General features: G+C 73.6%; 11 protein-coding genes and 2 pseudogenes. 11 read left to right on the top strand and 2 right to left on the bottom strand.

The features are described from left to right. A pseudogene (locus ACJA3G_RS17505) lies at nt 1-361 on the bottom strand (NERD domain-containing protein); the annotation flags it as partial. Between the two features lie 120 nt (nt 362-481). Here ACJA3G_RS17505 and ACJA3G_RS17510 point away from each other — a divergent pair. The 7 genes from ACJA3G_RS17510 (at nt 482) to ACJA3G_RS17540 (ending at nt 7,140) form a co-directional block, all read left to right on the top strand. Continuing rightward, a complete protein-coding gene (locus tag ACJA3G_RS17510; RefSeq protein ID WP_406553930.1) occupies nt 482-820 on the top strand; it encodes a zinc-ribbon domain-containing protein in 339 nt (112 codons plus the stop codon). A gap of 79 nt (nt 821-899) precedes the next feature. Further along, nucleotides 900-1,550 (top strand): class F sortase, encoded by a 651-nt coding sequence (locus ACJA3G_RS17515; RefSeq protein WP_406553931.1) that lies wholly within the window; start codon nt 900-902, stop codon nt 1,548-1,550. A gap of 50 nt (nt 1,551-1,600) precedes the next feature. Next, nucleotides 1,601-2,359 carry a hypothetical protein gene (locus tag ACJA3G_RS17520; protein WP_406553932.1) on the top strand — a complete coding sequence of 253 codons (759 nt, stop codon included), beginning with the start codon at nt 1,601-1,603 and terminating at the stop codon, nt 2,357-2,359. Next, nucleotides 2,356-3,732, top strand: coding sequence for an ATP-binding protein (locus ACJA3G_RS17525; RefSeq protein ID WP_406553933.1), 1,377 nt, complete (start codon nt 2,356-2,358; stop codon nt 3,730-3,732). The genes ACJA3G_RS17520 and ACJA3G_RS17525 overlap by 4 nt, the downstream gene beginning before the upstream one ends. A 59-nt stretch (nt 3,733-3,791) precedes the next feature. Further along, nucleotides 3,792-4,136, top strand: a complete 345-nt coding sequence (locus ACJA3G_RS17530; RefSeq protein WP_406553934.1) for an SH3 domain-containing protein — start codon at nt 3,792-3,794, stop codon at nt 4,134-4,136. A gap of 179 nt (nt 4,137-4,315) precedes the next feature. After that, the gene (locus ACJA3G_RS17535; protein ID WP_406553935.1) at nt 4,316-5,695 is read left to right on the top strand and encodes an FtsW/RodA/SpoVE family cell cycle protein; all 1,380 of its coding nucleotides are present in this window, start codon (nt 4,316-4,318) and stop codon (nt 5,693-5,695) included. Continuing rightward, nucleotides 5,692-7,140: a penicillin-binding transpeptidase domain-containing protein gene (locus ACJA3G_RS17540; RefSeq protein WP_406553936.1), complete on the top strand. Its 1,449-nt coding sequence runs from the start codon at nt 5,692-5,694 to the stop codon at nt 7,138-7,140. The genes ACJA3G_RS17535 and ACJA3G_RS17540 overlap by 4 nt, the downstream gene beginning before the upstream one ends. A 45-nt stretch (nt 7,141-7,185) precedes the next feature. Here the strand turns inward: ACJA3G_RS17540 and ACJA3G_RS17545 are convergent, their stop codons facing one another. Then, nucleotides 7,186-8,292, bottom strand: a complete 1,107-nt coding sequence (locus ACJA3G_RS17545) for a ferritin-like domain-containing protein (protein WP_406553937.1) — start codon at nt 8,290-8,292, stop codon at nt 7,186-7,188. A 190-nt stretch (nt 8,293-8,482) separates the two neighbouring features. Between ACJA3G_RS17545 and ACJA3G_RS17550 the strand changes: the two genes are divergently transcribed. The 4 genes and pseudogenes from ACJA3G_RS17550 to ACJA3G_RS17565 form a co-directional block, all read left to right on the top strand. After that, on the top strand, nt 8,483-9,412 hold the full coding sequence (locus ACJA3G_RS17550; protein WP_406553938.1) for a diiron oxygenase: 930 nt from the start codon (nt 8,483-8,485) through the stop codon (nt 9,410-9,412). Between the two features lie 78 nt (nt 9,413-9,490). Further along, entirely contained in the window at nt 9,491-10,216 is a 726-nt protein-coding gene (locus ACJA3G_RS17555) for a TetR/AcrR family transcriptional regulator (RefSeq protein ID WP_406553939.1), read from the top strand. Between the two features lie 39 nt (nt 10,217-10,255). Continuing rightward, nucleotides 10,256-10,525 (top strand): hypothetical protein, encoded by a 270-nt coding sequence (locus ACJA3G_RS17560; RefSeq protein ID WP_406553940.1) that lies wholly within the window; start codon nt 10,256-10,258, stop codon nt 10,523-10,525. 78 nt (nt 10,526-10,603) lie between these two features. Beyond that, nucleotides 10,604-11,643, top strand: a pseudogene (locus ACJA3G_RS17565) (serine/threonine protein kinase); the annotation flags it as partial.

Consider the following 11,643-nt stretch of genomic DNA (forward strand, 5'->3'; position numbering starts at 1 on the left):
ACCGCTCCTGCGCGGCGAGCAGCACCCGCCGGGGGTCCTCCCGGAAGCGGCGCGAGGGGCCCCGCCGTTCGAGCTCGCCCAGGAGCGCTTCGCCGGGGCGGTTCGGCGCCAGGTCGTCGTCGGGGTGGAGGGACAGCCGGGTCAGGTCGGCGGAGGTGGGGACCGGCGGCGGACCCACCGTCATCCCGCCCGCCACGAAGGGCGCCAGCGCCGCGAGGACCGCCTCGCGGAACTCCTCCAGGAGGAGGCTGACCCGCCCGCTGTCCCTGTCGTACCAGGCGGCGTTCGTGCCGTCCGGGAGGCTGACGTACAGCCGTGCCCGTCCGTGCCGGTGCACCGGAGTCACCCGCAGTCCCGACATCCCGCATCACCCCCACGACCATGGGAACAGCACCGGCGGCGCACGGCAATATCGCGGCTCGTATAGTGCGAGCGCCACCGCGCGCGACGCGCGCCGCTTCACCTCGGGAGGGGACGTCCAATGCTCATTTGGGGCACCAGGGGATATCTGTACCAGCTCGCCATGATGACGCTCGTCTGCGGGAACTGCGGCAATCCGGCCGCCCACGGCCTGCGGAAGTACGTCACCAAGTTCACGTTCTTCTTCATCCCGCTCTTCCCGGTCTCCACCAAGTACCGCACGCAGTGCACCTTCTGCGGGCTGGAGCAGCAGATCGCCAAGGAGCAGGCCGAGCAGCTCCTCGCGATGGCCGCCGGGCCGCAGCCGAGCCACCAGCCGCAGCCGCAGCCGCAGGGCCAGATGCAGGGCCAGGCTCCGGGTGCCCCGGGTGCTCAGGGGCAGAACCCGTACCAGCAGTAGCGGCGACCCCTCCCCGGTCATGGAGAGTTGTGACAAGGACGGGAAGGCTCCGCGACACGGCCCTCCTACGGTGGTGGCCATGATCACGTCCACTCCCTCCCGCCCGCGCCCGCGCCGCACGGCCCGGCTCGTGGCCGCCGCCGCGCTCGCCCTCACCGTGGGCGGCGCTCTCGCGGCCTGCGGCTCGGGTTCGTCCGGGGCGGAGGCCAAGGCCCCCGACGTCTCCGTGCGGAACACCGCCACCACCCGGGCCCGCCAGCAGGTGGGCCCGCTGAAGGCGGCACAGCCGACCCGGGTGGTCATACCGTCCGCCGGTGTCGACGCCGGCCCGGTGCTGCGGCTGGGGCTGGACGAGAAGCAGGAGCTGGAGGTGCCGCCGGTCGACAAGGCGGAGCTGGCGGGCTGGTACACCGGCAGCGTCACCCCCGGCGAGACGGGCGCGTCCGTGATCGTCGCGCACTACGACACCGCCGAGGGGCCCGCGCTCATGCGTGACGTGCGGAAGATGCACGTCGGGGATGTGATCAAAGTCGGCAGGGCGGACCGCTCGACGGCCGTCTTCACGATCCGCGAGACCCAGCAAGTGGACAAAACAGACTTCCCTACGAATAAGGTCTATGGGAAGACCGACCGTCCGGAACTCCGCCTCATCACCTGCGGCGGCCCGATCAAGAACGGCCACCGCTCGGCCAACATCATCTTCTACGCCGACCTGGTGAAGGTGGAGTAGCCCGGAGGCGGAGCCGCTCGCGGTGCCGCCATCCGCACGACAGGAGCACCTTGACCCGCCACCGCCGCCCCCTGAGCGCAGCGCTCCCGCTGCTCGCCGCCGTTGCCGCAGCCCTGCTGCTCTCCGGCTGCGGCAACGCGGGCAGCCTGGAGGGCGCGGGCGCGACCCCGACGGCGGTCGGCCCGGTCCACCTCTGGCCCGACCTGCCCAAGCCCACGACGACGCCGCAGGACTACGGCGAGGGCCAGACGGAACGGGTGCCCGGTATCCGGGTCCCGGGCGGCGACGTCCGCGCGCTGGACCCGGTCGCGGTCGTCCAGGCGGAGGTGCGCGCCCACCCCGACCAGTACACGGGCGCCGACGGCCTCTACGAAGAAACGGTTCGTCAGCTCAACCGGTGCCGCCAGAAGCCGAAGGCCTGCCCGGTGCTGCGCGCGTACTACCGCGATCTGACCGGCGACGGCAGGGACGAGCTGATCCTCGGCATCAAGATGCCCGAGCAGCAGCTCGCGGTGCGCTGCTACATGCCCGACCGCGGCGCCCTCACCCGGATCATGTCCACCTCGGACCAGCTGATCGGCGTGGAGCTGGCCGGGCGGGACGTCATCCTGCACTCGGTCTCGGCGGGCATCCCGGGGTACGAGTACCGCACGGCCTGGTCGTGGGACGACCACCAGCGCGCGATGCTGCCCACCCGCGACGAGATCATCCGGGTCGAGCCGCAGCACTCCCTGGGCCCCCGCCCCAAGAGCCCGGGCCCGAGCCCGTCCGCCGACCGCTCCCCGCGCGCCACCGCGAGCGCCCGGTGAGGGGCCCCCGGCTGCCGGCCTGGACGGCGACGCTCACCTGGAAGGCCGCGGTCTTCATCACCGTGATGTGCTGCGCGCTCGCGGCGCTGCTCGGTGTGCTGGTCCACGTCTCGGTGACCCGGCAGACGGTCGGTCAGGCCCGCGACAAGGCGCTCGACAAGCTGGAGGAGGTCTCGCGCGCGTACGAGGCGGGCGAGCCGCTGCCGCCCGGCTCGGGCCTGGACCCCCAGGACCTGCCCGCCTCGCTGCGCACGCTCGCCCTCTCCGGCAGGCGCGGCACGGTGGTGGCGGACGACCGGGGCCGGCCCACCATGTGGGCGGCGGGCCCGGCCGACGGCCGGGCGATCGCCGCCTCGATCGACTACAGCCAGAGCGCCCGCACCATCACCGGGCTCGACCAGGCGATCCTCGGCTCCTCGATCCTCGCCATCGGCGCCACCCTGCTGGTCGGCGTCTTCGGCGTCACCCGGGTCACCCGCCGGCTGCACCAGACCGCGACGGTGGCCCGCCGGATCGGGGCCGGTGACCTCGACGCCCGGGTCGACGACCCCCGTACGAAGAACCCCTCCCGGCCCCAGGACGAGGTGGCCACGGTCGCCGGGGCGCTGGACACCATGGCCGGGACGCTCCAGAACAAGCTGCTGAGCGAGCAGCGGTTCACCGCGGACGTGGCCCACGAGCTGCGCACCCCGCTGACCGGGCTGCACGCGGCGGCCGAACTGCTGCCCGAGGGACGCCCCGCCGAGCTGGTACGGGACCGGGTGCGCGCGATGCGCTCGCTCACCGAGGACCTGCTGGAGATCTCCCGTCTGGAGGCCGGCAGCGAGCGGGTCGAACCGGACCTGGAGCAACTGGGGCCGCTGGTGGAGCGCGTGGTGCGGACCTCGGGGACGGCGACCGACCTCACCGTCGTCCGCGACACCTTCGTGGAGACCGACAAGCGCCGTCTGGAACGGGTCCTGGCCAACCTCCTGGGCAACGCCCACAAGCACGGCGCGCCGCCGGTCGAGCTGACGGTGGACGGGCCGGTGGTGACGGTGCGGGACCACGGAACCGGCTATCCGGCCTACCTCCTCGACCACGGCCCGCAGCGCTTCAGGACCGAGGGCGGCAACAAGGGGCACGGGCTCGGCCTGACCATCGCGGTCGGCCAGGCCGCGGTGCTGGGGGCGCGGCTGAGCTTCGGCAACGCCCCGGACGGCGGCGCGCTGGCCCGGCTGACCCTGCCGGAGTACGTGGACCCGGACGGCGGTCCGCAGGGCCCCGGGCGCCCGGACGGGCAGGCGGGGACGGGTGGCACGGGAGGGACGCGTACTCCGTCCGGCGGTCACCGCACCCCTGAGCGCTTTGCGGGCGGCAACGAGCGAACCTAACGTGAGCGGGGCGAGCCAAGGAGCCGCGGAGCGCGGCCCTCCCCTCCCCAGGAGGCACTGTGTCCCCACGTAACCCGCTTGCCCTGTTCGGTCTGAGCCTGGCCGCCGGGGCGGTGGCCGCCCTCGCCGCCGCCGCTCCCGCCGCCGCCGGACCAGCCGTCCCCAGCGCCTCCTACAAGGGCCGGGTGACGGCCTCGTCCGGCCTGTACCTGCGGGACAAGCCGACCCGCAGCAGCAGGGTGGTGGGGTTCGCGCCGCACGGCTCGATCGTCCACATCTTCTGCAAGACCCGCGGCAGCAGCGTCAACGGCAACGGCATCTGGTACCTGCTGGAGGACGGCACCTGGGCCTGGGCGTCGGCGTACTACATCGCCAACATCGGCTCGGTGCCCCGCTGGTGCTGAGCCGCCGGCCCCCGTCCGAGCCGTCACGCCTTCGCGGCCGTGAACTCCCCGGGAGTGGGCAGCCATCGCCGACGGGCCCCCTGGCCGTATCTCCCCGTGAGGGCCCGTCACCAGGCCGAACCCCCGGCACACTATGACATAAGGGGACAGAGGGGCCCCGGCTTGCTACGTTGCCCGACATGACCGCACCGACGGCGGCGGACGAACCCCTGCCCGCCCCGCACCTCGCCCGACGCCGGGGCGTCGAACTCTCGCTGCTGGTCTGCGCCGTCCTCACCCCGGTCTACGGATACGCCGGCGTCGGCCTCGCCAGGAACGGCGCCGTCCCGCCCGACGCGGCCCGCTACGGCGCGGGGCTCGGACTGCTGGCCCTCCTCGCCCACCTCGCGGTCCGCTGGCGGGCCCCGTACGCCGACCCGCTGCTGCTGCCCATCGCGGTGCTGCTCAACGGGCTGGGGCTGGTGCTGATCTACCGTCTGGACCTGGAGACCCCGCACAGCGGGGCCGCCTCCTCCCAGCTCGTCTGGTCGACGATCGGCGTCGGGCTCTTCACCCTGGTCGTCCTCCTCCTGCGCGACCACCGCGTCCTGACGCGCTACGCCTACCTCTCGGCCGCCTCGGCGCTGGTGCTGATGGCGGTGCCGATCCCGTTCCCGGCCGTCAACGGCGCCAAGATCTGGGTGCGGCTGGGCGGACTCTCCTTCCAGCCGGGCGAGTTCGCCAAGATCCTCTTCGCGGTCTTCTTCGCGGGGTACCTCGCCGCCAACCGGCACGCCCTCGCGTACACCGGCCGCCGCGTCTGGCATCTGCAGCTCCCCACCGGCCGGGTGCTCGGCCCGATCGTGGCGATCTGGCTGCTCAGCGTGGGCGTCCTGGTCCTGGAGCGCGATCTCGGCACCTCGCTGCTCTTCTTCGGCCTCTTCGTGATCATGCTGTACGTGGCGACCGGCCGCACCGGCTGGATCGCGGTCGGGCTGCTGCTCGCGGCCGTCGGCGCGGCGGCCGTCGGCTCCCTGGAACCGCACGTCCACAGCCGGGTGGAGGACTGGCTCCACCCCTTCGCCTCCATCGAGGCCGGCCGGGGCCCGGGCCAGCTCGCCCAGTCGCTCTTCGCCTTCGCGGCGGGCGGGATGCTCGGCACGGGTCTGGGCGCCGGGCACTCCGTCCTGATCGGCTTCGCCGCGAAGTCCGACTTCATCCTGGCGACGGCGGGCGAGGAACTGGGCCTGGCCGGGCTGTCCGCCGTGTTCCTGCTGTACGGGCTGCTCGTCGCCCGGGGCTACCGCGCCGCGCTGACCCTCAGCGACCCCTTCGGGCGGCTGCTCGCCGTGGGGCTCGCCTCGATCCTCGCCCTCCAGGTGTTCGTGATCGCGGGCGGGGTGACGGGGCTGATCCCGCTCACCGGTATGGCGATGCCGTTCCTGGCCCAGGGCGGCTCCTCGACCGTCACCAACTGGGTGATCGTGGCGCTCCTCATCCGGATCAGCGACAGCGCGCGCACCCCGCGCCCGGCCGTGGCGGCCGGTGCGCCCGCCCCCGTCCGGACGGGAAGCCGATGATCCGCTACATCCGGCGGGCCGCCGCCTGCTGTCTGGTCCTGCTGGTGGCGCTGCTGGTGAACGCGGCCCGCGTCCAGGTCTTCCAGGCCGACGCGCTCGACGCCAACCCCGCCAACCGCCGTATCGCGCTGGCCCGTTACGGCCAGCCGCGCGGTGACGTCCTGGTGGACGGCGACGCGGTCACCGGCTCCAAGGACACCCGCCAGCCGCTGCGCTACGAGCGCACGTACACCGACGGGCCGCTGTACGCGCCGGTCACCGGCTACTCCTCACAGGTGTACGGCACCACGCTGGTCGAGGCCGCCGAGGACCCGGTGCTCTCCGGCACCTCCCCGCTGCTCAGACCCCTGTGGGGCGGCCTCACCCGGAGGCGCCGGGCGGGCCACGCGGTCACCACCATCCGGGCGGCCGTCCAGCGGGCCGCCTTCCAGGGCCTCTCGGGCCGGCGGGGCGCGGTCGCGGCCCTGGATCCGGTCACCGGCCGGATCCTCGCGCTGGTCAGCAGCCCCAGTTACGACCCGGGGCGGCTGTCGGGGACCGGGCGGGCGGTCAGGAGCGCCTGGGACGCGCTGAACGCGGACCCCGACCAGCCGATGCTGAACCGGGCGATCCGGCAGACCTATCCGCCCGGCTCCGCCTTCAAGATCGTGACGGCGGCGGCGGCGCTCGACGCGGGCGCCGTCGCCGACGTGGACGCCCCGACCACCACGCCCGACCCCTATGTCCTGCCCGGCACCAGCACCAGGCTGCCCAACGAGGCCGAGGGGTGCGGCAAGGCCTCACTCGCGTACGCCGTGCTGGTCTCCTGCAACACGGTGATGGCGCATCTGGGGGTGAAGGTGGGGCTGCCGGGGATGCTGGAGGCGGTGGGGCGGTTCGGCTTCAACGACACCGGGCTGCGGATCCCTTCGGCGGTGGCCAAGTCCAACTTCGACAAGAAGATGGGCCCGGACCAGCTGGCGCTCTCCTCCATCGGCCAGTTCGACACCACGGCGACCCCGCTCCAGATGGCGATGGTCGCCGCGGCGGTGGCCAACGGCGGCGAGCTCAGACGGCCCTATCTGGTGGAGCGGACGACCACCGCGCACGGCACCACGGTCGTCTCGAACGGCCCCCGCGCCTACCGCCAGGCGATGAACCCCGCCACCGCGGTGCGGCTCCAGCAGCTGATGGTGGACGTGGTGGAGAAGGGCACCGGCACCAACGCGGCGATCCCCGGTACGAAGGTGGGCGGCAAGACCGGCACCGCGCAGAACGGCGTCGGCAACCGGGGCCACCCGTACGCCTGGTTCATCTCCTGGGCGCAGGGCCGCGACACGGGCCAGCCCGCGGTGGCGGTGGCGGTGGTCGTCGAGGACGCGGAGGCCAACCGCGCGGACATCAGCGGCGGCGGGGACGCGGCCCCGATCGCGAAGGCCGTGATGGAGGCGGCGCTCGCCGGGTGAGCGCCGCCTGCCCGAGGCGTTTTCGGGTCTCCCCGGTGGCGCGGATCAGCCCGTGGCGCCCTGGGCGATCGCCTCCTCGACCTCCGCGACCCGCGCCGTCTCCTCCCGGCCGAACCGCTCGGCGTCCAGGCGGTCGGCGATCTCCTCGTCCTCGGCCATCAGCAGGTCGAGGTTGGAGTCGCCCATGTCCAGCACGCCCATGTCCACGTACGCCTGCTGGAGGCGCTTGCCCCACAGGCCGATGTCCTTCACACAGGGGACGATGCGGCTGAAGAGCAGTTTGCGGAACAGGTGCAGGAACTCGTTCTGCTCCGAGAACTGCTCGGCCTCCGCCTTGGGGATGCCGAAGTTCTCCAGGACCTCCACCCCGCGCAGCCGGTCGCGCATCAGATAGCAGCCCTCGATGACGAACTCCTCGCGCTCGCGGAGCTCGGCCTCGCTGAGCTGCTTGTAGTAGTCGCGCAGGGCCATCCGCCCGAACGCCACGTGCCGGGCCTCGTCCTGCATCACATACGCCAGGATCTGCTTCGGCAGCGGCTTGTCGGTGGTGTCGCGGAGCATGCCGAACGCGGCGAGCGCGAGTCCTTCGATCAGGACCTGCATCCCCAGGTAGGGCATGTCCCAGCGGGAGTCGCGCAGGGTGTCGCCGAGCAGGCCCTGGAGGTTGTCGTTGACCGGGTAGAGCATCCCGATCTTCTCGTGCAGGAACCGGCCGTAGATCTCGGCGTGCCGGGCCTCGTCCATGGTCTGGGTGGCGGAGTAGAACTTGGCGTCCAGGTCCGGCGCCGACTCCACGATCCGCGCGGCGCACACCATCGCGCCCTGTTCGCCGTGGAGGAACTGGCTGAACTGCCAGGAGGCGTAGTGCCGGCGCAGGTCGGCCTTGTCCTTGGCGGTCAGCTTGGACCAGTGGCGGGTGCCGTAGAGGGTCATCGCCTCGTCGGGGGTGCCCAGCGGGTCGTACGGATCGACCTCGATGTCCCAGTCGATGCGTTTGGCGCCGTCCCACTGCTTGTCCTTGCCCTTCTGGTACAGGGCTAGGAGGCGCTCGCGGCCGTTGTCGTAGTCCCAGCTGAAGCGGGCCGCGCCCGAGGCGGGGACTTCCCAGGGGCGGTCCTGCGGGCCGTTCACATACAGGTCGTGCGTCGACACGTGCGGCTCCTTCGCGTCGGGATTTCCCTGACCGACCGTTACACGCGGGTTCATGGGCAGGCTCACACGTTGGTAGACGCCGGGTCAACAAGTCGGGCCCAAGGGATTGACGCGCTTGCTGACAGGCAGTCTCATAAGAGTTGACCGCCGGTAACCCCCTTCGAGGCCGACTCACCGAGGTGCCCCGCCCATGACGACCGTGACGACAAGCGATGCGCTCCGCGACGCGCTCGGACTGCTCCGGGACCGCGAGGAGGTCGCCGAGCGGCTCCTGGCGTCATCCGCCAAGCACTCCTTCGACCCCGACAAGGAGCTCGACTGGAGCGCGCCCTTCGAGGACGGCAAGTGGTTCTGGCCGCCGGAGCTGCTCTCCCTCTACGACACCCCGATGTGGCGCCGGATGTCCGAGGACCAGCGCATGGAGCTCTCCCGCCACGAGGCCGCCTCGCTCGGCTCGCTCGGCATCTGGTTCGAGATCATCCTGATGCAGCTCCTGGTGCGCCACATCTACGACAAGCCGGTCACCAGCAAGCACGTCCGCTACGCGCTCACCGAGATAGCCGACGAGTGCCGGCACTCGATGATGTTCGCGCGCGTGATCCAGAAGGCCGGCTCGCCCGCCTACCCGGTCCCCCGGCTCTACCACAACCTCGCGCGCGTCCTGAAGACCGTCTCCACCACCCCCGGCTCCTTCGCGGCCACCCTGCTGGGCGAGGAGATCCTCGACTGGATGCAGCGGCTGACCTTCCCGGACGAGCGGGTGCAGAGCCTGATGCGCGGGGTGACCCGGATCCACGTGGTGGAGGAGGCCCGCCATGTCCGGTACGCCCGCGAGGAGTTGCGCCGCCAGATGGTCACCGCGCCCGCCTGGGAGCGGGAGCTGACCCGGGTCAGCTGCGGCGAGGCGGCCCGTGTCTTCTCCACCTGCTTCGTCAACCCCCAGGTGTACGAGAACGTGGGCCTGGACCGCCGTGCGGCCGTCGCCCAGGTGAAGGCGAGCGGGCACCGGCGCGAGGTCATGCAGAACGGCGCCAGGCGGCTCACCGACTTCCTCGACGACATCGGAGTGCTGCGCGGGGTCGGGCGCCGGCTGTGGCAGAGCTCGGGCCTGCTGGCCTGAGCCCGGATGCCCTTCACTCCCGGCCAACCGCGCCCGAGCACCGGCTTCGAACCGGGACCCGGGGATTACGCTGCCCGTATGACCTCACCGGCCGCCACCCCCGCGTACCGCAGGCTCAGCGTCGAGGAGCGCCGCACCCAGCTCCTCGACGCCGCGCTGACGCTGTTCGCCCACCGGGCCCCGGAGGACGTCTCGCTCGACGACGTCGCCGAGGCCGCCGGGGTCTCGCGCCCGCTGGTCTACCGCTACTTCCCCGGCGGGAAGCAGCAGCTGTACGAGGCGGCGCTGCGCTCGGCCGCCGACGAGCTCGAACTCTGCTTCGCCCAGGCACAGAGCGGCCCGCTCACCCGGCGCCTGACCCGCGCGCTCGACCGCTACCTCGCCTTCGTCGACGAGCACGACGCCGGGTTCTCCGCCCTGCTCCAGGGCGGCAGCGTCGCCGAGACCTCCCGGACCACCGCGATAGTCGACGAGGTGCGCCGGGCCGCCGCCGAGCAGATCCTCCTCCACCTGGGGGTGGAGCGGCCGGGCGCACGGCTGCGGATGATGGTGCGCACCTGGATCGCGGCGGTGGAGGCCGCCTCCCTCATCTGGCTCGACGAGGAGAAGCAGCCGCCGCTGCCGGAGCTGCGCGACTGGCTGGTGGACCATCTGGTGGCCCTGCTCACCGCGACCGCCGCCACCGACCCGCAGGCCGCCGCCGTCGTCCGGGCGGCCCTGGCCCTGGAGTCGGGCGACGGCCCGGCCGGACTGCTGGCCCGCCGGGTGATCCCGGTCCTCTCCGACGCCGCCCACCTGCTCTGACGCGCGCGGCGCCGCCCGCGACGGTGTGACACTTGAGGCGTGCAGAGCGAGAACACCCTCTTCGTCGGCGGCCCCCTCGACGGGCGCGTCCTGCCCGTCCTGCTCGGCCCCACGGGCAAGCCGCCCCAGTGGTACGAGGTCCCGGTCCCGGACGCCGGCGGCGGCCCGCCGGCCGTCCACGCGTACCGGCTCGAACCCGCCGGGCACAGCAAGCGCCTCGGGCTGCCGCGCGGCTGGAAGTACACGTATGTGCCCGAGGGGCGCGAACCGCGCCGCTGGCCCTGGAGCAGGCCCCGGCCTACGGCCTAGCCCCGGCGCGTGCTCGGCGGTGTCCGTGGGGCGCGATAGGCTCGCTGGTCCACGCCGTGCCGCAGGGGGAGTTGAACCATGGAGGCGCTGACCGCCGAGGAACCGCGCGAGCTCGGTCCGTACCGGATGCGGGCCCGACTGCGCGAGACCGGCACCGCCCGGGTCTACCTCGCCCACGGGGCGGACGGGCGCGGGGTCTGCGTCACCGCCGCCCGCCCCGACCTCGCCGCGCTGCCCGCCTTCCGCACCCGCTTCCGCGCCGAGGCACGGGCCGCCGAGCGGCTCGCCGGGCCCTGGGTGCCGCCCGTCCTGGCCACCGGCCCCGAGGAGTGGCTGCCGTGGCTGGCCACCCCGTTCACTGCCGCGCTCACCCTCGCCGAGGCGGTGGCGCTCGCCGGACCGCTGCCCGAACCGGCCGTGCGCACCCTGGGCGCGGCGCTGGCCGCCACCCTGGAGCGGGCGCACGCGGTGACCGGTGAGGCCTTCCAGGGCCTGGGCCCCGACGTCGTGCTGCTCACCGCCGACGGCCCGCTGGTCACCGCCTTCGGCGTGCTCGGCGGCGCCAGCGCGGCGAGCGCCGGCGAGGGCGGCCGGCTCGGTGTCACGGTCGGCTATCTGACGCCGGAGCAGGTCGCCGGGGAGCAGCCCGGCCCGGCCGCCGACGTCTTCATGCTGGGCATGCTCCTCGCGTACGCGGCGGGGGGCGCGGGGCCGTTCGACTCCGGGCCCGCCGACGCCGCCGCCCACCGCATCGCGCACGCCGTCCCCGACCTCACCCCGGTCCCGGCCGCCCTGCGCCCGCTGCTCGGGCGCTGTCTGGCCAAGTCGCCCGGGGCGCGTCCGGCCCCGGCCGAGGTGGCCGCCGAGCTGTCCCCCGGCGGCCCCGCCCCGGCGCCCGGCGCCGGATGGCTGCCGCCGCGCCTGACGGCCGCCATCGCCGAACGGGCCGCGCAGGCCCGTGAGTTGCCCGGCGCCGTGGTGGCGGACCGGGTGCCGCGGGCCGCCGCCGCGCCGCCGCTGCCCGCGCCCGGGGCGAACGGCCACCCGGCCGCTCCCCCGCTGCCCGCCCGGCCGGCCCCGCACCCCTTGCCCGTACCGCCGGAGCGGACCCCGGCCCC

The organism is Streptomyces sp. YS-3, from assembly GCF_045257485.1.
GTDB lineage: Bacteria > Actinomycetota > Actinomycetes > Streptomycetales > Streptomycetaceae > Streptomyces.